The 21809-nt window shown below is 71.5% G+C and carries 17 protein-coding genes and 2 pseudogenes; 15 read left to right on the top strand and 4 right to left on the bottom strand.

The window, feature by feature from the left end; genetic code table 11:
• Positions 1-25 precede the first annotated feature (25 nt).
• Positions 26-1240 (bottom strand): thiamine pyrophosphate-dependent dehydrogenase E1 component subunit alpha, encoded by a 1215-nt coding sequence (locus tag ABH925_RS26520; RefSeq protein ID WP_370151531.1) that lies wholly within the window; start codon positions 1238-1240, stop codon positions 26-28.
• Positions 1241-1424: 184 nt separating this feature from the next.
• On the opposite strand from ABH925_RS26520, the gene ABH925_RS26515 reads away from it, so the two are divergent.
• Positions 1425-1958 (top strand): Lrp/AsnC family transcriptional regulator, encoded by a 534-nt coding sequence (locus ABH925_RS26515; protein ID WP_370151530.1) that lies wholly within the window; start codon positions 1425-1427, stop codon positions 1956-1958.
• 18 nt (positions 1959-1976) lie between these two features.
• On the opposite strand, the gene ABH925_RS26510 is transcribed toward ABH925_RS26515, so the two are convergent.
• On the bottom strand, positions 1977-2591 hold the full coding sequence (locus ABH925_RS26510) for a TetR/AcrR family transcriptional regulator (protein WP_370151528.1): 615 nt from the start codon (positions 2589-2591) through the stop codon (positions 1977-1979).
• Positions 2592-2747: 156 nt separating this feature from the next.
• On the opposite strand from ABH925_RS26510, the gene ABH925_RS26505 reads away from it, so the two are divergent.
• From ABH925_RS26505 to ABH925_RS26470, 8 genes are all read left to right on the top strand, one after another.
• Positions 2748-4190 carry an MFS transporter gene (locus ABH925_RS26505; RefSeq protein ID WP_370151526.1) on the top strand — a complete coding sequence of 481 codons (1443 nt, stop codon included), beginning with the start codon at positions 2748-2750 and terminating at the stop codon, positions 4188-4190.
• A complete protein-coding gene (locus ABH925_RS26500; RefSeq protein WP_370151525.1) occupies positions 4187-4648 on the top strand; it encodes a MarR family winged helix-turn-helix transcriptional regulator in 462 nt (153 codons plus the stop codon). Before ABH925_RS26505 ends, ABH925_RS26500 begins: the two co-directional genes overlap by 4 nt.
• A gap of 165 nt (positions 4649-4813) precedes the next feature.
• Complete coding sequence (gene paaN / locus ABH925_RS26495; protein WP_370151523.1) at positions 4814-6478, top strand: phenylacetic acid degradation protein PaaN; 1665 nt, start codon at positions 4814-4816, stop codon at positions 6476-6478.
• Positions 6479-6883: 405 nt separating this feature from the next.
• Complete coding sequence (locus ABH925_RS26490) at positions 6884-8128, top strand: PotD/PotF family extracellular solute-binding protein (protein ID WP_370151521.1); 1245 nt, start codon at positions 6884-6886, stop codon at positions 8126-8128.
• A 34-nt stretch (positions 8129-8162) separates the two neighbouring features.
• Positions 8163-9314 (top strand): ABC transporter ATP-binding protein, encoded by a 1152-nt coding sequence (locus tag ABH925_RS26485; protein WP_370151519.1) that lies wholly within the window; start codon positions 8163-8165, stop codon positions 9312-9314.
• The gene (locus ABH925_RS26480) at positions 9311-10243 is read left to right on the top strand and encodes an ABC transporter permease (protein ID WP_370151515.1); all 933 of its coding nucleotides are present in this window, start codon (positions 9311-9313) and stop codon (positions 10241-10243) included. The genes ABH925_RS26485 and ABH925_RS26480 overlap by 4 nt, the downstream gene beginning before the upstream one ends.
• Positions 10243-11106, top strand: a complete 864-nt coding sequence (locus tag ABH925_RS26475; RefSeq protein ID WP_370151514.1) for an ABC transporter permease — start codon at positions 10243-10245, stop codon at positions 11104-11106. The genes ABH925_RS26480 and ABH925_RS26475 overlap by 1 nt, the downstream gene beginning before the upstream one ends.
• 104 nt (positions 11107-11210) lie before the next feature.
• Positions 11211-11969, top strand: coding sequence for a TrmH family RNA methyltransferase (locus tag ABH925_RS26470; RefSeq protein WP_370151511.1), 759 nt, complete (start codon positions 11211-11213; stop codon positions 11967-11969).
• A gap of 20 nt (positions 11970-11989) precedes the next feature.
• Here the strand turns inward: ABH925_RS26470 and ABH925_RS26465 are convergent, their stop codons facing one another.
• On the bottom strand, positions 11990-13210 hold the full coding sequence (locus ABH925_RS26465) for an HTTM domain-containing protein (protein WP_370151509.1): 1221 nt from the start codon (positions 13208-13210) through the stop codon (positions 11990-11992).
• Positions 13210-14022 carry a DUF5819 family protein gene (locus ABH925_RS26460; RefSeq protein WP_370151507.1) on the bottom strand — a complete coding sequence of 271 codons (813 nt, stop codon included), beginning with the start codon at positions 14020-14022 and terminating at the stop codon, positions 13210-13212. Before ABH925_RS26460 ends, ABH925_RS26465 begins: the two co-directional genes overlap by 1 nt.
• A gap of 240 nt (positions 14023-14262) precedes the next feature.
• Between ABH925_RS26460 and ABH925_RS26455 the strand changes: the two genes are divergently transcribed.
• The 6 genes and pseudogenes from ABH925_RS26455 (at position 14263) to ABH925_RS26430 (ending at position 21463) form a co-directional block, all read left to right on the top strand.
• Entirely contained in the window at positions 14263-15432 is a 1170-nt protein-coding gene (locus ABH925_RS26455; protein ID WP_370151505.1) for an acyl-CoA dehydrogenase family protein, read from the top strand.
• 61 nt (positions 15433-15493) lie between these two features.
• A pseudogene (locus ABH925_RS26450) lies at positions 15494-16587 on the top strand (DUF6457 domain-containing protein).
• Positions 16584-18116, top strand: coding sequence for a molybdopterin molybdotransferase MoeA (locus ABH925_RS26445; RefSeq protein WP_370151502.1), 1533 nt, complete (start codon positions 16584-16586; stop codon positions 18114-18116). The pseudogene ABH925_RS26450 and the gene ABH925_RS26445 overlap by 4 nt, the downstream one beginning before the upstream one ends.
• A 92-nt stretch (positions 18117-18208) precedes the next feature.
• On the top strand, positions 18209-19240 hold the full coding sequence (locus ABH925_RS26440) for a TrkA family potassium uptake protein (protein WP_370151500.1): 1032 nt from the start codon (positions 18209-18211) through the stop codon (positions 19238-19240).
• Positions 19241-19289: 49 nt separating this feature from the next.
• A pseudogene (locus tag ABH925_RS26435) lies at positions 19290-19676 on the top strand (alcohol dehydrogenase catalytic domain-containing protein); the annotation flags it as partial.
• A gap of 23 nt (positions 19677-19699) precedes the next feature.
• Positions 19700-21463, top strand: coding sequence for a recombinase family protein (locus tag ABH925_RS26430; RefSeq protein ID WP_370151497.1), 1764 nt, complete (start codon positions 19700-19702; stop codon positions 21461-21463).
• Positions 21464-21809: the final 346 nt, after the last annotated feature.

Genomic DNA, 21809 nt, shown 5'->3' with positions numbered 1-21809 from the left:
GTCGGGACGGGTGCCAGGGTGGTGCTCACTGCTGCTCCCCTTCGGCTTCCGCGGCCAGCTCGGCGGCGAGCTGGGCGGCTTGTTCCCGCAGCTGCGGTGTGGGCTCGGCGTAGACGTGGGTGAACAGCGACATCGGATCCAGTTCGGGTTTCACGTGAAACATCGAGCGCATCCGGTCGGCGAGCGCCTCGGCGGCCTCGGCCGCCTCGCTCACGTCCTTGTCGCCGATCAGACCGGCCTCGCGCAGATGGTGCTCCATCAGGGTCAGCGGGTCCCGCTGACGCCAGGCCGTGACCTCCTCCGGGGTGCGGTAGCGCCCCGCGTCGTCGGCGTTGGTGTGCGCGTCCAGTCGGTAGGTGACCGCCTCGACCAGGACCGGGCCCCGGCCGGAGCGGGCGTGCTCCACGGCCTCGCTGAGCACAGTGTGCATCGCGGCGGCGTCGTTGCCGTCGACCAGACGTCCATGGATGCCGTAGCCGACCGCCTTGTGCGCCAGGGTCGGAGCGGCGGACTGCTTGGCCAGCGGCACCGAGATCGCGTAGCCGTTGTTCTGGACCAGGAAGACCACGGGGGCGTTGAGCACCCCGGCGAAGTTCAGCGCCTCGTGGAAGTCGCCCTCGCTGGTGCCGCCGTCGCCGACCAGGGCCAGTGCGACCACGCCGTGCTCGGGGCCGGTCTCGCCGCGCAGGCGGGCGGCGTGGGCCAGGCCCACGGCGTGCGGGGCCTGGGTGGCCAGCGGGGTGGAGAGCGGGGCGACCCGGTGCTCATAGGGGTCGTAGCCGGTGTGGGCGTTGCCGCGCAGCAGGGTCAGCGCCTCGATCGGCTCCACGCCCCGGGAGACCACGGCCAGCGTGTCGCGGTAGCTGGGGAACAGCCAGTCGGTGGGCCGCAGTGCCGTCGCGACGGCGACCTGGCAGGCCTCCTGGCCGGTGGAGGCCGGGTAGACGGCGAGGCTGCCCTGCTTGGTCAGCGTGGTGGCCTGCTGGTTGTAGCGGCGTCCGACGACCAGCCGGCGGTAGAGGTCGCGCAGCAGCTCGGCCGGCATCTCGGCGAGGGCAGGGGTGCCCAGGATGCGCACCGGCTCCGGGTCGGGGAGCAGCGGTGCGGGGTCGCGCCGCGGCCCGTGGGCGTCGGGCGTCCAGCCGGGCGCGGTCGCGGAACCTGCATCTGAACCTGGGGAGCGTGAACCCGGGGCGTCTGAACCTGGGGCGGATCCGGGCGCGTGGTCGAGCACGGTCATGGAGGGCACCTCCTGCGAGGGTGGTGGGGAGAGGTGCGGGACGTGGCGCTGAGAGGGGTGGCTCTCCCTACCGATTGTTCGGTTGTCTGATCGAATCGGCTACTGTCCTCCCCCAGTGGTGGACAAACGGCTGGTCTCGCGCTGTGCTGGAATCAGGACGTCCACCAGGGGAGGGCTGAGGGACATGCCCGCTGAACACATGGCCGACGCGGGTGACCCGCGTGCCGTCCCGGCGCCGGCCCGCGCCCCGGAGCCGCCCGGCGCGAGCCGGGTGCTGGACCGGATCGACCGGGCGATCCTGCGGCTGCTCCAGGCGGACGGCCGGGCGTCCATCCGGTCGGTCGCCGAGCGGGTGCATGTCTCGCGGGCCAACGCCTACGCGCGGATCGCGCGGATGGTGGAGGACAACGTCATCCGCGGCTTCACCGCCAGGGTGGACCACGAGCGGGCCGGTCAGGGCGCGTCGGCGTACATCACGCTGAAGATCGTGCAGAACTCCTGGCGCTCGGTACGGGGGCAACTGCTGGAACTGCCCGGTGTCGAGCACATCGCGCTGGTGAGCGGCGAGTTCGACGTGCTGATGCTGGTGCACACGGTGGACAACCGGGCGCTGCGGGAGCTGGTGCTCAACCGGATCCAGGGCATTCCGGAGGTGCTCGGCACCAACACCCTGCTGGTGTTCGACGAGACCGACCGGACCCCGGTGCTGCCCGACTGACCCGCCGGGCCGCCGCGGCTAGCGGGGGGTGCGCAGCCCGCCGAAGGCGAGGTGGGTGACGGCGTCGGCCACCTGCTCCGCGGCCCTGACGTCGGTGGCGTCCACGCCGGTCGGGCGGTACCACTCCACCAGCGAGTTGATCATGCCGAAGAGCAGCCGGGTCGCCAGCCTGGGCTCCACGTCCGTGCGCAGGTCCCCGTCCCGTACCGCCTGCGCGAGCAGCTCGGCGACCTGGTGGTCGAACTCCCGGCGGCGCTGCAGGGCCCACTGCTCGGTCTCGGTGTTGCCGCGCACCCGCAGCAGCAGGGTCACGTACGGCAGTTCGGTGAGCAGCACCTCGGTGGTCCGCCGCACCACGTGCTCCAGCCGCGACACCGCGGGGCCGGTGGCGGCCTCCGGTTCGGCGAGGGTGCCGAACAGGGCGTCCAGGGCCCGTCCGACGGCCAGCCGCAGCAGTTCCTCCTTGCCGCGGACATGGTGGTAGATCGACGACTTGGTGATCCCGGCGGCCCGCGACAGGTCCTCCATCGAGGTGCCGTCGTAGCCGCGCTCGTTGAAGACCCGGACGGTGACCGCGAGCAGTGACTCCACGGTGTAGCTCTCCCGCCGGGAGGCACGGCTGTTGTCGACCATGCGCGCAGCCTACGGTCTCCACCCGCCGCCGTGCTGCGCTGTTCCAGCACCGGACGTCCGGTCAGGCCGCGACCGCCCACCGGGCTTTGCTGTATTGACCAACAGTTGTAGTCATGCAATGGTTGTAGAAATACAATCATACGGACGGAGTGCCTGATGCCCGAGCTCAGTGCGCGCAGACGGTTCCTGGTCCTGGCGATCTGCTGCATGAGCCTGTTCATCGTCGGCCTGGACAACACGATCGTGAACGTCGCGCTGCCCTCCATCCAGCGCGACCTGCACGCCTCCGTCTCCGGTCTGCAGTGGATCATCGACGCCTACACCCTGGTGCTGGCCAGCCTGCTGATGCTGTCCGGCTCCACCGGGGACCGGATCGGCCGGCGCCGGACCTTCCAGTTCGGGCTGCTGCTGTTCACCCTCGGCTCGCTGCTGTGCAGCCTGGCGCCCGGCCTCGGCTGGCTGATCGCGGCCCGGATGATCCAGGCCGTCGGCGGCTCGATGCTCAACCCGGTGGCCATGTCGATCATCACCAACACCTTCACCGACCCGCGCGAGCGTGCCCGGGCCATCGGTGTCTGGGGCGGAACCGTCGGCGTCAGCATGGCCCTGGGCCCGCTGCTGGGCGGCCTGCTGGTGGGGTCGATCGGCTGGCCGTCGATCTTCTGGATCAACATCCCGGTCGGTATCGCCGCCCTGCTCCTGGCCGGGCGTTTCGTACCGGAGTCCAGGGCCGCGCGTCCGCGCCGGATCGACCCGGTCGGCCAGCTCCTGGTGATCACCCTGCTGGCCTCGGTCACCTACGGCATCATCGAGGCCCCCGCCGCCGGCTGGACCTCCGCGCAGACGCTGCTCTGCTTCGCCGCCGCCGTCGGCGCGCTGGCCGGGCTGGTCGGCTACGAGACCCGTCGCCGGGAACCACTGATCGACCTGCGCTTCTTCCGCAGCGTCCCGTTCGCCGGGGCGACCGTCATCGCGGTCTGCGGCTTCGCCGCACTGGCCGGCTTCCTCTTCCTGAACACCCTCTACCTGCAGAACGTGCTGCACTACAGCGCCCTGCACGCCGGCCTCTACACCCTGCCGATGGCCGTGATGACGGTGGTCTTCTCGCCGCTGTCCGGACGGCTGGTCGGTACCCGCGGTCCCCGGCTGCCGCTGATCGTCGCGGGAATCGCCATGTCGCTCAGCGGGCTGATGCTCACCGGTCTGTCGCTGACCACGCCGGTCTGGCAACTGCTCACCGCCTACCTGCTGTTCGGCATCGGCTTCGGCATGCTGAACGCGCCGATCACCAACACCGCGGTCTCCGGGATGCCCCGGAGCCAGGCCGGGGTGGCCGCGGCGGTCGCCTCCACCAGCCGGCAGGTCGGCCAGTCGCTGGGCGTCGCGGTGATTGGCTCGGTGGTGACCTCCTCCGTCCACGGACCGCTGGGCGCCGGCTTCGCCGAGGCCAGCCATATCGGCTGGTGGATCGCGGTGGGTTGCGGACTGGCGGTGCTGCTGCTGGGTATCCTCACCACCGGTGCCTGGGCCAAGGGCACGGCCGCCCGTACCGCGGCGAGGCTCGCCCCCGAAGACGTCAGGACGCCGGTCCCCGCATGAGCAACACAACGAGCACCGACACGACGAGCACCGACATCACGAGCACTCCCGCCGGGCAGTCGGACACCGCCGCGCGCGTGTTCGCGGCGATGCGCCATCTGGTGCTGGAGCAGGACGACCGCAAGGCCGAGGTCGCCGAGGCGCTGGGGATGAGCTTCGTGCGCAGCAAGGCGCTGCGCCGACTGGTGGCCGGGCCGCTGCGGATGAGCGAACTGGCTACGGCGCTGGCCACGGACAAGCCCTACACCAGCGTGATCGTCGACGATCTGGAGCGCCGCGGGCTGGTGCGGCGCAGTGTCGACCTGGACGACCGGCGCTGCAAGGTGGTCACCGTCACGGAGCTGGGGACGGCTGCCGCGCTGCGGGCCGAGGCGATCCTGGCGCGGCCGCCGGGGGTGCTGCTGGCGCTGGATCCGGAGGAGCTGGCCCTGCTGGATCGGGTGCTGGCCCGGCTGTAGCGCGGATGGCGGGCATCGCCCCCGACCCGCGCCGTCGGGCCGGCTCCGTCGGTCCGGTACTGGCCGGCCGGACATTTCGGCAGGCCGGGCACTCTTGAACCGACCGATCATTCGGTTACTGTGGGTCCTGGCAGCGTCGCCAGGACCCATCGAGGAGTGTCCCTTATGCCGCAAGAGCTGATCGACCGTCATCAGCCCACTCTGGACAGCGCTCTCGCTGCCCTCGCCACCCGCGACTACTGGTCGCCGTACCCGGAGAGCCCGCGCGCCTACGGCGAGCCCTTCGCGCTGGACGCCTTCCACGGCCACGACCTGCTGGTGGACCAGCCGGGCACGGACGGCCGGGTCGGCCCCGACCTCGAGAACGGCGGGGAGCAGTCCCCGTACGGGCCCGAGCTGCGGGTCGGCTACCCGCACGCCGGGGACCCGGAGGCGCTGGTCGCCGCCGCCCGCGCCGCGCAGCCCGCCTGGGCGCAGGCCGGACCGCTGGTGCGGGCGGTCGTCTGCTGCGAGATTCTCGCCCAGATCAACGCCCGCTCCGCGGAGTTCGGCACCGCGGTGATGCACACCACCGGGCAGGCCTACGGGATGGCCTTCCAGGCCGGCGGCCCGCACGCGCAGGACCGCGGCCTGGAGGCCGTCGCCGTGGCGTACCTGGAGCAGACCCGGCTGCCTGAGCGGGCCGAGTGGACCAAGCCGCAGGGCAAGCGGGACCCGCTGCGGATGGTCAAGGAGTTCACCGCCGTCCCGCGCGGGGTGGCCCTGCTGGTGGGCTGCAACACCTTCCCGACCTGGAACGGCTACCCGGGCCTGTTCGCCTCGCTGGCCACCGGCAACCCGGTGCTGGTGAAGCCGCATCCCCGCGCGGTGCTGCCGCTGGCGCTGACCGTCGCGATCGCCCGCGAGGTGCTGGCCGAGGCCGGCTTCAGTCCGGACCTGGTGCTGCTGGCCGCCGAGAAGCCGGGGGAGGGTCTGGCCAAGACGCTGGCGCTGAACCCGGCGGTGCGGGTCATCGACTACACCGGGTCGACCGCCTTCGGCGACTGGCTGGAGGAGAACGCCGTCCAGGCGCAGGTCTACACCGAGAAGGCCGGCGTCAACACGGTCCTGGTGGACTCCACCGACGACTATGCCGGGATGCTCGCCAACCTCGCGTTCTCGCTCAGCCTCTACAGCGGGCAGATGTGCACCACTCCGCAGAACCTGCTGGTCCCGCGCGGCGGTATCGCCACCGACCAGGGCCACAAGGAGTACCAGCAGGTCGTCGCCGACCTGACCGGGGCGATCGAGGGGCTGCTGGGCGACGACGCCCGGGCGGCCGGGCTGCTCGGGGCCATCGTCAACCCCGGTGTGCTGCAGCGGATCGAGCGCGCCGAGAAGGGTGAGTTCGGCGCGTCGGCACTGGTCTCCCGCAGCGTCCCGGTCGACGGCTTCCCCGACGCCGTGGTCCGTACGCCCGCGCTGGTGACCCTGGACGGCGAGACGGACGCGCTGCCCGGCGAGTGCTTCGGCCCGATCAGCTTCGTGGTGGCCGTGGACTCCAGCGCGCAGGCCGTCGAGCTGCTGCGGGACACGGTGCGTGAGCGTGGCGCGATGACCGCCTCCGCGTACACCACCTCGCCCGAGGTCGAGTCCGCGGTCATCGGCGCCTGCCTGGACGCCGGGGTCTCGCTGTCGCTGAACCTCACCGGCCAGGTCTACGTCAACCAGACCGCGGCCTTCTCCGACCTGCACGGCACCGGGGCGAACCCGGCGGCGAACTCGGCGTACTGCGACGCGGCCTTTGTCGCCTCCCGGTTCCGCGCGATCGAGGTGCGCCGCCACGCCTGACCGCGCTCCGCGCCGCTGACAATCCGACAAGGATCGACGAGCCGCCGACGAGCCGCTGACGAACTGCCGACCACTGAGAAGGGGCCGTGCCGGGATCATCCCGCACGGCCCCTTCGTCGTCCGACTGTCAGAGCAGCAGGGCTTCTGTTGCGCCTTTTACAAGCTGTAGCTAGCCGATCCGGGGGGCTATCACCCACTGTGAGCAGAGGTGCGGATCACGTCGCGGAATGTTCACGCAGGTAACGATTCCGCAGTCAACCAGGCATAGGGCCGTGGAATTCGCAGAATTTTCGCCTAGCCTCTGACCCCATCCACTGATGCGGCACCCGAATTGCCCCGCCTCCACCGCTGGAAAGGACCTTCGACCAGCACCCCCGCGTCCCGCAGAAAGGCCACTCCACCCCCATGACGGGCCCCAGCTTCTCCGACCTCGTGCGGTTCTCGAACCGCACCCGCGCCCACTCGGCGGCCGCCGCGATGAGCCGTCGTTCCCTGCTCCGTGGTGTGACAGCGGGAGGTCTGGCCGCGGCCGGCGCCGGGCTGCTGTCGGGCTGCGGTGTGCAGGGCCATGTCGTCCCGCCTGGTGGCAAGGAGGTGGGGCAGGCCGGCAAGGACTACTCCGCCACCGAGAAGAAGGTCGTCTTCGCGACCTGGCCGGCGTACATCGACGTCGACCCGAAGAACCCCAACAAGCGCCCCACGCTGGACGCCTTCGTCAAGCAGAGCGGCATCCAGGTCACCTACCTGGAGATCATCAACGACAACAACGACTGGTACACCAAGGTCGACCCGTCGTTGGTGAAGGGGATCGACACCGGCTACGACATCATGGTGGTCAGCGACTACATGGTGGCCAAGTACCGCGCGTACGACTACATCCAGGAACTGAACCTGGCGAACATCCCGAACCACTCGAAGATGCTGCCGAGCGTTCTGCACGACGCGACCGACCCGGGCCGCCGCTTCTCGGTGCCGTGGGCCTACGGCTACACCACCATCGCCTACAACACCGAGCTGGTGAAGCAGCCGATCACCTCGATCTCCGAGGTCTTCACCCGGCCGGACCTGCGCGGAAAGGTCGCGCTGTTCAGCGAGATGGAGGACACGGTCGCGCTGTCGCTGCTCGCGCTGGGCTTCGACCCCGAGCACTTCACCGACTCGCAGTTCAACCAGGCCCTGGAGTACGTCCGCCGGGCCAAGGACTCGGGCCAGATCCGCTCCTTCACCGGGAACGACTACCTGAGCGCGTTCCAGCAGGGCAACACCGCGGTGACCATGGCCTACTCCGGCGACGTGGCGCAGCTCGGCAAGCCCAACCTGGTCACCGTGGACCTCCCCAAGGAGGGTCTGCTGGCCTGGTCCGACAACTGCGTCATCCCCAACTTCGCGCGGCACAAGACCAACGCCGAGAAGCTGCTGAACTACTACCTGCAGCCCGACGTCGCCGCGGCGCTCGACGACTACATCGACTACATCCCCTCGGTCGAGGGTGCCGTGGCCGCGCTCCAGCAACTGGACTCCACCGCCGCCGCCGTACCGCTCATCGTTCCCACCCAGGAGATGCAGGCCAAGGCCCGCGGCTTCATGGCCCTCAGCATCGCCCAACTGGACGACTACACCAGCCGATTCCAGCAGATCACCGGCCAGTAGCGGACCCCGCCTCCTCACCGAAAGAAGAGTCTCGATGAGCTCCAACGATGTACTCGGCCGCACCGAGGGCGGGGATCTCCGCCTGGTCGGCCTGACCAAGCGCTTCGGTGCCTTCACCGCCGTCGACAACCTGGACCTGACCATCCCGCAGGGGTCGTTCTTCGCGCTGCTGGGCGCCTCCGGGTGCGGCAAGACCACCACCCTGCGCATGGTCTCCGGCCTGGAGGACCCGACGGCGGGTCAGATCTTCCTCGGCGACGCCGAGGTCACCGACACCAAGCCGTACCGGCGCCCGGTGAACACGGTGTTCCAGAACTACGCGCTCTTCCCGCACCTGGACATCTTCGAGAACGTCGCCTTCGGCCTGCGCCGCCGCGGCTTCAAGAGCGTCAAGCAGCCGGTCGAGGCGATGCTGGAGCTGGTCGAGCTGGGCCACCTGGCGAAGCGCAAGCCCAACCAGCTCTCGGGTGGCCAGCAGCAGCGCATCGCGCTCGCCCGGGCCCTGATCAACCAGCCGCAGGTGCTGCTGCTGGACGAGCCGCTGGGCGCCCTGGACCTCAAGCTGCGCCGGCAGATGCAGATCGAGCTGAAGCGGATCCAGACCGAGGTCGGCCTCACCTTCGTCCACGTCACCCACGACCAGGAGGAGGCCATGACCATGGCCGACACCATCGCGGTGATGAACCAGGGCCGGATCGAGCAGATGGGCTCCCCCGCCGAGCTCTACGAGAACCCGGCCACCACCTTCGTTGCCAACTTCCTGGGCCAGTCCAACCTGATCCCCGGCACGGTCGAGGGCGTCGACGGCGACGTGGTCACCGTCAGCGCCCACGGGCGCACGCTCACGCTGCCGGCCGCCCGCTGCCGTGCCACCAGCGGCACGGTGATCCTCGGCGTCCGCCCGGAGAAGGTGCAGATCGCCGAGACCGAGGCCGACGTGCCGAGCGGCTTCAACAGCCTCAGCGGCACCGTGGTGGACACCTCCTTCATCGGCGTCTCCACCCAGTACCTGGTCAACCTGCCCTCCGGCGAGGAGGTCTCGGTGTTCGAGCAGAACACCGGTCGCGCCATCCAGCGCCCCGGCAACGAGGTCGTCATCTACTGGGACCCGAGCCAGGGCTTCGGCCTGGACGGCACCCAGGACATCGAGGCCGGCGCGGTCCTGGACGAGGAGGGCGCCGCGTGACCACCGTCGCCGACCCCTCGGTCGGGAAGGCGGAGCGCAAGGCGGTCCCTCCGGACCACAAGCCGCGCCGCAACCTGACCCCCTGGCTGCTGCTGCTGCCGGGCCTGATCTGGCTGACCGTCTTCTTCCTGATCCCGATCCTCACCTCGGTCTCGGCCTCGGTGCAGACCGGCAACTACGACGACGGCTTCAAGCTCACCTGGCACTGGGGCAACTACGCCCACGCCATCAAGGACTACGGCACCCAGTACTGGCACTCGTCCCTCTACTCGGTGCTGACCACGTTCTTCTGCCTGGCGCTGGGCTACCCGGTGGCCTACTTCATCGCCTTCAAGGGCGGTAAGTGGAAGTCGCTGCTGATGGCCCTGGTGATCGTGCCCTCCTTCACCAGCTTCCTGATCCGCACCATCGCCTGGGAGACGATCCTCGCCGACCAGGGCCCGGTGGTGCACGTGCTGAAGAGCGCGCACATCCTCTCGGTGACCCAGGCCCTGGGCTGGACCACCGGCGGCCATGTGATCAACACACCGGCGGCCGTGGTCTGCGGGATGGTCTACAACTTCCTGCCGTTCACGATCCTCCCGCTCTACACCTCGCTGGAGAAGATCGACCCCAGGCTGCTGGAGGCCGGCAACGACCTCTACTGCAGCACCTTCACCACCTGGCGGCGGATCACGCTGCCGCTGTCGATGCCCGGTGTCATCGGCGGCACCCTGCTGACCTTCATCCCGGCGGTCGGCGACTACATCAACGCCCAGCTGCTGGGCAACCCGAACACCGGCGTGGTCGGCCAGAAGATCGAGGACCTGTTCCTGCGGCAGACCTCCGGTTACCCGGTCGGTTCGGCGATCTCGGTCGTGATGATGGTCGGCACGCTCGTCCTGGTGATGAGCTACATCCGCAAGGCCGGTACGGAGGATCTGCTCTGATGACGACTCTGACTGCTCCCCCCGCCGCCGCCCGCGCGGCAGCCCCGGCGGTACGCCGCCGCAGCCCGCTGGCCTGGGCCCGCGAGCGCGTCCTGCTGGTCGTCACGGTGGCGATCTTCGTCTTCATGCTGCTGCCGAACGCGGTCATCCTGTGGATGTCCTTCAACAAGCCCTCGGGCAAGTTCAACTACGTCTGGAACCACTTCTCGACGTCGGCGTGGACCAATCCCTGTGCGCAGGCCGGCATGTGCCACAGCATCGGGCTCTCGCTGGAGATCGGCGCGGTCGCCACCATCGTGGCGACGGTGCTGGGCACGATGATCGCCTTCGCCATGGTGCGGCACCGCTTCAAGGCCCGCTCCGGCATCAACGCCCTGCTGTTCCTGCCGATGGCCGCCCCCGAGGTGGTCATGGGCGCGACCCTGGCCGCGATGTTCTTCAACACCATCGGCCCCGGCGCGCTGGGCTTCTGGACCATCACCATCGCGCATGTGATGTTCTGCGTCAGCTACGTCGTGGTGACGGTCAAGGCCCGCCTCGCCGGCATGGACCCGACCCTGGAGCGGGCGGCACAGGACCTCTACGCCACCCCGTTCCAGACCTTCATGAAGGTCACGCTGCCGCTGGTGGCCCCCGGTATCGCGGCGGCGGCACTGCTCGCCTTCGCGCTCTCGGTGGACGACTACATCATCACCGTCTTCACGGCCGGCAACCTGGAGACCTTCCCCATGTACATCTGGGGCTCGGTGCAGCGTGCCTACCCGGCCCAGATCGACGTGATCGGCTCGATGATGCTGCTGGGGACGATGGCGATCATCGCGACCTCCACCATCCTCGGCCGGGTGCGCGCGGCCCGGAAGTAGTCGCCCCGGCACCGCACCGTAGGCGGCGAGCGCCCTGCCCGGACCCCCGGGCAGGGCGCTCCGCCGTTCGCCCACGGGCCCCCACGGGGCCGTAACCTGGGGCGATGAACGACAGGGAGAGCGCGTTGCGGCAGTGGCGCGAGGCCGAGCGCGCGGACGACAGCGTGCTGCTCGACGGCTTCCACGCGCTCAAGCACGCGCTGCGCTTCGGCGCGGAGGTACGGGCGGTGCTGACCCGCGACCGGGCCGGGGTCGCGGCGCTGGCGCAGGAGCTCGCGCCGGACCTCGCCGCGCGGGTGGACGCGCTGGCGGTGGAGGTCCCGGTGGCGGAGCTGCGGACGCTGGTGCCGCGGCTGCACCCCACCGGCGTCGCGGCGCTCGCAGCGCGTCGGCCGCGCGCGGCGAACCTCGCCGCGCTGGCGCGGCAGCCGCGCCGCGCGCCGGTGGTGGTCCTCGACAACCCGCGCAACCTCGGCAACGTCGGCGCGGTGGTCCGCCTGGCGGCCGGCTTCGGCGTCACCGGCGTGGTCACCACCGGTGACGTGGACCCCTGGCACCCCGCGGCGGTACGCGGCGGCGCGGGACTCCACTACGCCACCGCGGTCGAGCCGCTGACGCAGGACCAGCTGCCGGACGGCCCGCTCTTCGCGCTCGACCCGGACGGCGACGACATCCGCGCCATCACCTTCCCCGACGGCGCGCTGATCGCCTTCGGCTCGGAGCGCCACGGCATCTCCCCCGCCGTCCGCGCCCGCGCCACCCGGCTGGTCGCCATCCCGATGCAGCCCCAGGTCTCCAGCTTCAACCTGGCCACCAGCGTCGGCATGGGCCTCTTCCACTGGATGTCGCGACGGGCCTCGTAACCCGGCCGTCGACGCGACTGTCAGACCGTGGTCGCTCCTTCGGTGGAGCGCGCGACGCGGGTGCGGCGTGCGAACACCTGCCGCACGACCGTGGCGAGGGGAGTGGCGTGGCGGGTCAGCCGGGTGCCCAGCCAGACCAGGAAGGTCGTCGGTAGGAAGACCGCGTCGGCGGAGATCATGGCCAGTGAGAAGAACGGCAGCCCCAGCGTCACCGCGATCGCGGCGTGCTCGGTCATCATCAGCACCAGCAGCACGTTCTTGATGCGCCGGTTGAACACCAGGAACGGGAACGCGACCTGCACGATCACGGTGCCGTAGGTGATCAGGAGGACCGGCACCGGGTGCGCCGAGAGCAGGTGCGACAGTCCGGTCCAGGGGTTGAAGTAGTCGAGGTGCAGCGGGTAGTAGAGCGCGCTGCCGCTCTGCCAGAGCGATCCCTGGATCTTGTACCAGCCGGCGGTGGCGTAGATGAAGCAGACCTCGACCGCGACCACCAGCATCGCGCAGTTGTGCAGCATGGTTCCGATAGCGTCCATCAGCGCGCGGGGCTCGCCGTCCGGGTCGCGGTGGCCCAGGAACCACCGGACGCCGGCGAGTGTCCAGAACCCCCAGAAGACGGTGCTCCAGCTGTAGACACCGCCGCCCAGCATGCCCATCGTGTCGACCCCGCCGAACTGCACGTACATCAGCAGCACGCCGAACGCGGTCCAGAGCAGCACGCCCACGGTGTCCCGGTCGCCCACCCGCTCCGGGTGCAGCCGCCGCCGGCGCGAGTCCAGCGACCAGACCGTGCCGCAGCGGGTGAAGGCGAGGTAGATCGCCATCAGGTGGATCACGTTGTCGCCGCCGTCGCCGACCAGCACGCTGCGGTTCTGGATCGACAGCACGCAGACCATGAACAGCACGGACATCGACCGGGTGCGCCAGCCGAGCAGCAGCAGCACGCTGACCACGATCGCGGCCACGTAGACGAACTCGAACCACCAGCCGCTGGAGGACCAGGCCAGCACCGTGAAGGCGTGGTTGTCGGCCAGCATCTGCCGGGCCAGGTCCAGGCTCCAGGCGGCGTGGTCGCCGTAGAGCTCGCGGCGGTGCGGCCACTCGCGCAGCAGGAAAGCGCCGAAGCACAGGGCGAAGCCGATCCGGACCACCGCCGCCTGGTACGGCGCGAGGGCGCGGCCGGTGACGGTGGTCCAGCCGGCCAGCAGGGCCGAGCCGGCACGGGCACGCAGGGTGTCCATCAGTGCAACCCCACGTAGTCGTCGTCGGCGACCGGCCACCACTGCGGCGTCCGGTAGCTGGTCTGCGGCTGCTGCGGCGCACCGGTCCAGGCCGGTCCGCCGACCGGGGTGCTGGCGGAGCGGAACTGGACCTCGATGATCGGGTTGCCGTTCCAGTCCCGGCCGAGCCGCTGCAGCGCGATGCGCTTGAGGTACTCCTTGGACAGCGGGCCGCCGCTGCCGAGCGAGCTCTCGTCCGACTGGTTGTGCCACGAGGTGTAGTAGTCCCAGGCCCGGCGCAGCAGGTTCTGGTTGATGTGGCTGGGCGCCGGGTTGTCCCGGATCTGCGCGATGTCCCGGGCGGTGAGGTTGATCCAGCCGGACTGCGGTCGGCTGCCGTCGGCGGCGAGGGTCTGCAGGCGGACCTCGATGGCGATGTTGTCCTGCAGCGGGTTGGGCGCGAACAGCTGCCAGTTCTGCTCGAACTCGGGGTTCACATGGGCGCTGATCGTGGACTGGTAGGACTGCGAGAGGGTGTTCGACGGCGCTATGGAGAGGAACACCGTGCCCAGGTGCCAGGCGGTGGCGCCGACCAGCATCACCGCGGCGGCGGCGAGCGTCAGCAGCGATGCCGTCGACCAGCGGCGGGCCCCCGCCCCGGTGGGCGTACCCGCCTCGGCGGGGGCGGCCGACGCGGCGGGGGTGTCCGCCCCGGCGGGGGCCTCGGCTTCGGCGGGGGGCCGGGCCTCGGACGGCGCGGAGCGCTGCGCGGGCAGGGTGGGGCCGGGTATCGCCTCCGGCTCTGCCGCCGTCTCGCCGGGGTGCTCTGCCACGCGCGTACCTCGAACCTCCTGGCGGTCCCGCCGGTACGGTCTGCCGTGGCGGGGTGGTCGTCCCGAACGCTACTGACCTTGTGGCTCTCGCGACAGCGGCAGTCAGGCATTGTCCGACTTTGTTGTCATGTCGGAACCCGGGGGTGGACGCCGTATCCAGGCGATCCCGTGCCTTCCCATCCAGTAGAACCTGTTCTAATCTGACGTCTCGTCACATCAGGGCGCAGAAGGGGACCAGCCGTGGACTTCACCTTCACCGAGGAGCAGCAGGCCGCAGCCGAGGCCGCCCGTGCGGCCTTCGCCGACGTGCCGCCCGGCGGCGGCACCACCAGCCCGGCCCTCGGCGTCGAACCCGTCGCCCCCGACATCGACCGGGAGCTCTGGCAGCGGCTCGCCAAGTCCGACCTTCCGGGCATCGCGCTCGCCGAAGAGTACGGCGGCTCCGGTCTCGACCCGGTCGCCTGGTGCCTGGTGCTGCGCGAGGCGGCTCGGGTGCTGGCCCGGGTGCCACTGCTGGAGACCGGGGCCGCGGCGCTCGCGGTCCAGCGGTACGGGTCCGTCGAGCAGCGGCGCAGGCTGCTGCCCGAGGTCGCGGCCGGACGGCTGCTGCTGGGCGTCGCCGCGCACGGCCGCAGCGGCCACGAGCCGGCCGACCAGGCGGTGCTGGCTCGCGCCGACGGCGGCGGCTGGACGCTGCACGGCTCGCAGACCGCGGTGGCGTACGCGCAGGTCATGGACCGGGTGCTGGTTCCGGCCCGGACCGGGGACGGCGCGACCCTGCTGGTGCTGGTCGACCCGAAGGCGGCCGGGGTCGAGCTGCGCGGCCAGGTGTCCGCGAACGGGGAGGCGGCGGCGGAGCTGGTGCTGGACGGGGCCCGGGTGGACGCTGCCGCGCAGCTGGGCGAGCCGGCGCCGGACGGCGCGAACTGGCAGTACCTGCGCGGACTGCTGATCGTCGGCAACGCCGCGCTCTGCCTGGGCGTGGGCGAGCAGATGCTGCGGATCACCGCCGACTACACCAGCAAGCGCGAGCAGTTCGGCCACCCGGTGGCGACCTTCCAGGCCGTGGCGATGCAGGTGGCCGACCGCTACATCGACCTGCGCGCGATGGAGGTCACGCTGTGGCAGGCCGCCTGGCGGATCGGCCTGGACGACCCGGAGCTCACCCACGCCGGCAGCGGCGCGCACCTGCCGCTGGCCGCCGACCTGGCCACCGCGAAGGTCTGGTCCGCGGAGGGCGTGCGGACCGTGGCGTCCACCGCGCAGCACCTGCACGGCGGGATCGGCGCGGACCTCGACTACCCGCTGCACCGCTACCACGCCTGGGCCAAGCACCTGGAGCTCTACCTCGGCCCGGCCCCGGCCTTCGAGGACGAGGTGGGCGCGATCCTGGCCGACCACCAGCTCTGACCGCTCCCGTCGCTGTCGCGGACTCTCCACCGGCAGCGGCCCCGGCACCGATACTTGCGGTATGGACGCTGGGTACGACGCGATGGTGCTGGCCGGGGGTGCCGCGCGGCGGCTCGGGGGCGCGGACAAGCCGGGCCTGAGCGTCGGCGGGACGCCGCTGCTCGACCGGGTGCTGGCAGCCTGTGCGGGGGCGGGGACCACGGTGGTGGTGGGCCCCGAGCGGGTGACGCGCCGACCGGTGCGGTGGGTGCGCGAGGCGCCGCCGGGGGGTGGCCCGGTGGCGGCGGTCGCGGCCGGGCTGCCGCAGACGCGCGCGGAGGTGGTCCTGCTGCTCGCCGCCGACCTGCCGTTCTTCGACCCGGCCACGGCGGACCTGCTGGTCGGCGCCCTGTCCGGCCCTGCGTCGTCCACTTGCCTGTCGTCCGGTCCGGTGCCGTCCGGTCCGGGGTCGGTGGTCGACGCCGCGCTGCTGGTCGACGCGGAGGGTCGGGACCAGCCGCTGGCGGCCGCGTACCGGACCGCCGCGCTGCGTACCGCGCTGGCCGGACTGCTGGCGGCGCACGGAGGTGACCCGTCCGGGCTGCCGCTGCGCCGGCTGGTCGGCGGACTGACGGTGCGCCGGATCGCCGATCCAGGGCGGGCCGCGCTGGACTGCGACACCTGGGACGACGTCGCGACCGCGCGCCGGATCGCCGACGCTGCCTGCGGCACCGCCATCGACGCCGCCGCCACCGACACCGCTGCGGGAGAGCGGTGAGGGGGCGGACACGAGCCGGAAACCGCCCCTTGCGCGCTCCCGGCCCGTCCATCGGCGACGATGGACGGGTGCTGGATGACTGGATCGCCGCGGCGAAGACCGAGCTGGGGATCGACCTCGACGTCGATGTCCCCGGACTGCTGGACATGACCAGGGAGGTCGCCCACGGTGTGGCGCGTCCCGCCGCCCCGCTGACGGCGTTCCTGGTCGGCTACGCCGCTGCCCGGTCGGGGGGTGGCCGGGAGGCTGTGGCCGAGGCGAACCGCAGGGTCACCGCCCTGGCCGCGCGCTGGCCGGCACCGCCGGCCACCGGCCCGTCGGCCGCCGACACAGCTGGCACAGCCGGAACCTCGACGGGTGGAGCGGGCGGCGCGGCGACTCAGGAGGAACCGGGGTGACCGAAGTGGACTCCGCCGCCGACGGCGATCTGCTCGGCGCCTACCCGTTCCTGATCCGTCCGGCGGCCGCTCCGCCGAACCCCGCGCCGGCCGGTGATCCGCCGTTCGACGTCGAGGACATGGCGGCGTCCCGCCCCGGGGCGGGCGCCGGGGATCCGTGCGGCCCGCCGAATCCCGGTGACACCAGGTCCGATGTCACCGGATCCGAGGTCACCGGGCCCGGTGTGCCCCGGCCGGCCGGGGCGCCGCGCAGCGCCGGCTCCGCCGGGCCGTACGACTACGAGGCCGCCGCCGCGCCCGGTTCGCCCGGCGCGGCGCCGGTGGGTCCGGTCGGCTGGCGCGAGGCGCGCCGCCGGGCCCGGCGGGCCGCCGGAGCAGCGCTGGTACCGGAGCGGCTGGAGCTGGCCGACGCGCTCGGAGGGGTTCTCGCCGTACCCCTCGAAGCGCTCACCGACCTTCCCGCGTTCGACACCTCCGCCATGGACGGCTGGGCCGTCTCCGGTCCGGGCCCCTGGCGGACCGTGGGCCAGGTCCTGGCCGGGGACTCGGCCGCGCAGCTCGCCGACGGCACGGCGGTCCGCATCGCCACCGGCGCCCAACTGCCGCCCGGCGCCACCGCGGTGCTGCGCCGCGAGGACGGCCGGATCCGCGGCGACCGCGACGGTGCGGAGCTGCTGCACGACTGCGGACCGTCCCCGCTCGACACGGGCCGGGACATCCGCCCGCGCGGGCAGGAGTGCCGCAGCGGGGAGCCGCTGCTGCCGCCCGGCACCGTGGTCACCCCCGCCGTGCTCGGCCTCGCCGCAGCGGCCGGCTGCGACCTGCTGACCGTGCACCGTCGCCCCACCGTGGAACTGCTGGTCCTGGGCGACGAGCTGCTGGACTCCGGGCTGCCCAGGGGCGGCCGGATCCGGGACGCCCTCGGCCCGCTGCTGCCGTCCTGGCTGCGCGGGTACGGGGCGCGGATCCTGGCCGTGCGCCAGGTCCGTGACGACATCGGCCTGCTGCGGGAAGCCCTGCGGCGCAGCCCGGCCGACGTGGTGGTGACCACCGGCGGCACCGCGGCCGGACCGGTCGACCACCTGCACCGGGTCCTCGCCGAGCTCGACGCGGTGCTGCTGGTGGACGGGGTCACGGTCCGGCCCGGTCACCCGATGCTGCTGGCCGCGCTGCCGCCGGCCGAGGACGGCGCGCGGGCGCGGCACCTGGTCGGGCTGCCCGGCAATCCGCTGGCCGCCGTCGCCGGGACGGTCACCCTCGCCGAGCCGCTGCTGCGTGCTCTGGCGGGCTTCCCGGCGGCCGCCCCGTACCTGGTGGAGGCCGCGGTGCCGCTGCCGTGGCATCCGGAGGACACCCGGCTGGTGCCGGTGGCGCTGCCGGATCGGGGAGCGGTGCCACTGGCCTTCGACGGTCCGGCGATGCTGCGCGGGCTCGCCGTGGCGGAGGGCCTCGCGGTGGTGCCGCCGGGCGGAGTCCGGGCCGGTTCCGGCGTCGAAGTGCTGGAGCTGCCCACCGGGGCGGGCGCCTGATGGCCCGTCGGCGGCCCGGCCGGCAGCACCCGCCAACGCGGCGCCCGCGAACGCAGGGTCCACCACCGCAGGACCCGCGACCGGGCCCGGCCGTGCACGACCCGAGCGGGACGGCACTGCGCCAGGTGCTGCTGCCCGAACCGGCGTCCGACCCGCGCCGCCAGGTCGGACGCCGCTGCGTGCTGGCCCTGCTGGTGATGCTGGCGACCGTGCTGCTGGTCTACCTCGGCGGGGACGGCTACCGGGACAGCGCCCACGACCGGCTGGACCTGCTCGGCGCCGTCTACTACGCCACGGTCACCCTCTCCACCACACGCTACGGCGACATCGTCCCGGTCAGCGACAGCGCCAGGGTGGTCAACATCCTGCTGATCACCCCGCTCCGGGTGGTCTTCCTGATCATCCTGGTCAGCACCACCCTGGAGGTGCTGACCACCCGCACCCGCCGGCTCTGGCGGATCAAGCGCTGGAGGGCCGCCATGGACCAGCACATCGTGGTCGTCGGCTACGGCACCAAGGGCCGCAACGCCGTGGACACGCTGCTGCTCAAGGACGTGCCCAGGGACCGGATCGTGGTGGTCGACCCGCAGCACAAGGCGGTCCAGGCGGCCAACGAGGACGGCCTGGTCGGCATCCTCGGCGACGCGACCCGCACCGAGGTGCTGCGCCGCGCACAGGTGGAGCGGGCTGCGCAGATCGTCGTCGCCACCCAGCGCGACGACACCGCCGTGCTGGTCACCCTGACGGTGCGGCAGCTGAACAAGCACGCCACCGTGGTGGTCGCGGTCCGTGAGGACGAGAACGCGCCGCTGCTGCGGCAGAGCGGCGCGACGGTGGTGGTCAGCAGCTCCAGCTCGGCCGGACGGCTGCTCGGGATGTCCACGCTCAGTCCCGACTCCGGTGCGGTGCTGGACGACCTGATGACCGTCGGCAACGGCCTGGACGTGATCGACCGCCCGGTCAGTGCCGCCGAGGTCGGCGGCAGCCCGCGCGACTGCGGCGACCTGGTCCTCGCCGTCGTCCGCGGCAACCGGCGCCTCCCCTGCACCGACCCGGACGCCGCGGTGCTGCACCCCACCGACCGCGTCATCGCGATCCGCCGTTCCGACGCCCTCCCCGGCTGACGGCGGAGGTACCTGCCCCGGCCTGGGACGACGGGGTAGCGTCGGGGGCATGCGAGCCATCACGATCACGAAGCCCGGCGGTCCCGAAGCGCTCACCCTGACCGAGGTGCCCGATCCCTCGCCCGGGGAGGGCGAGGTACTGGTCGAGGTGGCGGCCTCGGCCGTGAACCGGGCCGATCTGCTGCAGCGTCAGGGGTTCTACGACCCGCCGCCCGGCGCCTCGCCCTACCCGGGCCTGGAGTGCTCCGGGCGGATCGTCGCGCTGGGTTCCGGTGTGGCCGGGTGGGCGGTCGGCGACGAGGTCTGCGCACTGCTGTCCGGCGGCGGGTACGCGGAGCGGGTGGCCGTTCCGGCGGGCCAGTTGCTGCCGGTGCCCAAGGGCGTCGACCTGGTGACGGCGGCGGCCCTGCCCGAGGTCACCTCGACGGTGTGGTCCAAGGAGTGTGTGACGATACCCCCATGCTCCCCAACGTCACACATATAGGCACCATAACCGCAGGTCAGGGCGACCGACCGCGAGCATTTCTGTACGCGCGCCAGTCCAAGCTGAACGAGGACGGCAGCGACGCCAGCCCGCTGATGCAGTGGGAAGCCGGCGAATCCCTGTGCGCCGCCCGAGGGTACGAAGTGGTCAACCGCTTCCGGGACGTGGGCAAGTCGGGGTGGGATCCGAGCACGAAGCGCGACGGCTTCGACAAGATGATGAGCCTGATCCGGAGCGATCAGTGCGACGTCGTGGTGATCTTCGCTCTCGCGCGGCTGACGCGGATGGGAGCCCAAGAGGCGTTCGCGATCGAGAAGGAGATGCGCGACCACGGGGTGGCCCTGGTCAGCGTCCGCGAGCCCTACCTCGACACCAGCGACCCGATCGGCGCGGGTATCTTCGCCATCATCGCGGGGCTGGCCAAGCAGGAGAGCGACACCAAGTCGGTCTTCATCACCAACACGAAGCAGCTGGCCCGCAGGGCGGGTGGCCACGTCTCCGGAACCGCGCCCTTCGGCTTCGTCAACGAGAAGGCGTTCACCGAGGACGGCGTGAAGTACATCCGCCTGTCCCAGGTGCCGGAGGACGCTCTGGTGATCAAGGAGATGGTCGCCCTCGCGAACGGCGGGATGTCCGCCCGGCGAATCGCGAAGACGCTGACGGACAGGGGCGTGACGCCACCGGGCGCACGGAACGAGGCCGGCATCAACCGCATGAAGGCCCGCCAGGCGCAGGGGCACTACAAGATCCATGCGGGCCCCCGCTGGCAGGCACCGGCGGTGCTGCGCATCCTCCGGGACCCTAGGATCGCCGGTATGGCGGCCGACAAGGCCGGACCGGACAAGTGGGACATCCGCCGGGACGTGCACGGCGAGCCGATGAACGTCCACGACGCGATCATCAGCCCGGCCGAGTGGTACGCCCTGCAGATCGCGATCAGCCCGAAGGGCATGGTGCGGCGTACCTATCACGGCGGGACCTACCTGCTGAGTGGCTGGCGGTTCCTCTTCTCCTACAGCGGCGCCACCATGAGCTCCACCATCACCGACGGTGTCCCGAGGTATCGCTGTAACCGCCACGACGACACGGCCGACATGCTGAAGGTGAGCCGCGTCAGTATCCGGGTGGACCTGACCGATGACTACGTCGCCCGTCAGGTCTGGTCGCGCGTCCTGGCGGCGAACCCTAACAATCCGGCCGACGCCGAGCTGCTGACGGCCGCGGCGCAGAGGTTCGCGCGCCAGCAGGACACCGTCGGCGTGGCCATCGAGTGCAACGAGCTGGAGGTCCAGGTCAAGCACACCCAGGAGCGGCTGAAGCAGGTCTATGCCGAGCGGCGCGCGGGGCTCTACAAGGGTGCGATCGGTGCCGCAGCGTTCGCCGAGGAAGTCACTGCGCTGCAGGACAGCGAGGAGCGGTGCAGCACCCGGCTCCGCGAGCTACGGGCCTTGCAGGTGGACTCCGTCCGCCTCCCCCTGGACGAGTGGATCGGCGACAGCCAGGGCGACCCGATCGGCGAAGGTTCGCCCTGGCACGCGTGGACGATGCAGCAGCGGCGCGAATTCCTCCAGGTCTGGGTGGAATGGGTGGAGGTTCTGCCCCGGGTGACAGGTCGGGGGGACGACCTCGCCAAGCGCATCGTGCTCCACTGGGCGAAGCCCGCAGTGGACGACGGAGACATCGAGGCGGCGCTGCCAGCGCTGGCCTCGGTGCATGACGGAGAGCCGGAAATGCGGTGAATTGTGTTGATTCTCATAGGAATTCTGATAACAGTTCGGTAACTGTCCTTGACAAGTGGCAGATTCTTCCCCTTGGATACCCACCCATGCGCTAGCATGATCGTCCACCCATCCACCACCGTCACACCCGCAAGGACTACCCCAGCCGTCACAGGAACGAGGACGCCGATGACCGACCGCCCGGATACGGGCCCCCAGCGCGCTGCAGGAGTCCCCGCAGCCCCGCTGGCAGTTCTACCTGCCTGCTCCAGGCCCGCTGACCCCGCCACCGGCGTCTCCGCCGGCAGAGCGATGTAACGGTCAGCTCTCCACGCTCCGACACCCGGGCCTGCCAGCCCTGATCGGC

Source organism: Streptacidiphilus sp. EB129, from assembly GCF_041262645.1.
Classification (GTDB): Bacteria; Actinomycetota; Actinomycetes; order Streptomycetales; family Streptomycetaceae; genus Streptacidiphilus.
Note: the sequence above shows the minus strand (reverse complement) of the source record. Positions and strands in the feature narration are given on the sequence as shown.